This is a genomic window from Microbulbifer discodermiae, from assembly GCF_040742695.1.
In the GTDB taxonomy this organism is placed as follows: domain Bacteria; phylum Pseudomonadota; class Gammaproteobacteria; order Pseudomonadales; family Cellvibrionaceae; genus Microbulbifer.
The window spans coordinates 1-1,538 of sequence record NZ_JBFLAB010000144.1 but is presented as its reverse complement, the minus strand read 5'-3'; the positions used below and the strand labels follow the sequence as shown (position 1 = coordinate 1,538).

General features: G+C 60.2%; 1 protein-coding gene. It reads right to left on the bottom strand.

Going from position 1 to position 1,538, the window contains the following annotated elements; all coding sequences use genetic code 11:
• A partial coding sequence (locus AB1S50_RS19435) for an amino acid adenylation domain-containing protein (protein ID WP_367152925.1) occupies window positions 1–1,538 on the bottom strand: 1,538 nt, incomplete at both ends.

Below are 1,538 nucleotides of genomic sequence, written 5' to 3'. Positions count from 1 at the left end.
GCGGTCGATTTTGCCGTGGGCGTTGAGTGGCAACGCCTCCAGCGGCTGATAAAACGCCGGCAACATATAGCCCGGCAGCTTGTCCCGGGCCTCACTGGCAATGGTATCTACCCGTGCCTGTTGTGATGCCGCTGACTGTTCTTCAGTATCCGCATCCACGGTGTCGAGCTTGAGGAAAGCCACCAGCCTGGTGTCGCCCCGAGTGGTTCGGGGACTCACCACCGCCTCCTCAACCCCCGTGCAGCGTCTTAATTGCGCCTCCACTTCGCCAAGCTCAATACGGAATCCCCGCAGCTTTATCTGCTGGTCGCACCGTCCCAGGATTACAATGTCACCCGCGTCCCCATAGCGGGCCAGGTCTCCGGTGCGGTACATGCGGGCACCGGGAACATCGCTGAAGGGATCCGGGTAGAAGCGATCCGCGGTCAATCCCGCCCGACCATAGTAGCCGCGCGCCACGCCGATACCGCCGATATACAGCTCTCCGACCAGGCCTTCCGGCATCAGTTGTCCTTCCTGGTCGACGATATAGTTTCGACAATAGGGCAGGCTTTTACCGGCGGGGATCACGGCGTTCCCCTGGGTCGAGCGCAGGGGGTGTACCAACGACGCGTCTGTGCATTCGCTCGGGCCGTAGTAGTTGATCACTTTCAGCTGCGGATAGTTGGACCACAGGCTCTGCAATCGGCGGGCATCAATGGGTTCCCCTGCCAATACCAGGGTATCGAGCCGCGAAAACGCCTCGCGGTTGTTGTCCAACTCCGCCAGGGCAAACCAGGCACTGGGGGTCAGATTGCTGTGGTCGATCAGACCCGAGCGGAGCTGTTCGAGCAGCCGGTCCGGATCAAAGTCATCGTCGGCCAGGTGCAACTGGTTGCCGTTGATCAGGGGCAGGAAAATATTTTTCTGACTCAAATCAAAGCTGGTGGCAGTGATCAGCAGCGTATTGCTGTCGGCCGTGGTTTCCGTCAGTGTGCTATACCACTCCATCAGGTGGCTAAACCCACGGTGTGTCACGGCCACCGGCTTGGGCTTGCCGGTACTGCCCGAAGTAAAGATGCAAAATGCCAGGTTATCCGGATGCGGCTGAACCTGCCCTACGGGCTCCGCTGCCGACTCCACTTGCGGATCATCCAGCAGGACTCTGGCGAGTGCGGGCATACGATCGGCTAAGGTTGGCCACAGGGATTCCTGTTCCAGGCGACCCCGCTGCGACACAATGAATTTGGCTTCTATGCCCGCCAGCATATCCACCAGGGTTTCCACCGGGTAGCGGCTGTTCAGCGGCAGATAACCGGCACCGCACTTCAATACCGCGAGGATGGCGACCACCAACTGTTCCCCGCGGGGCAGATATAAAGCTACCGGGTCATCGCAGCTTACTCCCAGGGCCAGCAGCCTCTGTGCCAGGGCATCGGCGCGGCGGTTGAGTTCACCGTAGGTCAAACTGCTCTCGGCCCCGGTCACCGCTATGGCATCGGGACTTTGCTCTACCCAGTGCTGCACTCTTTGGTGAACAAAAGCCGGCGGCTCGGAAA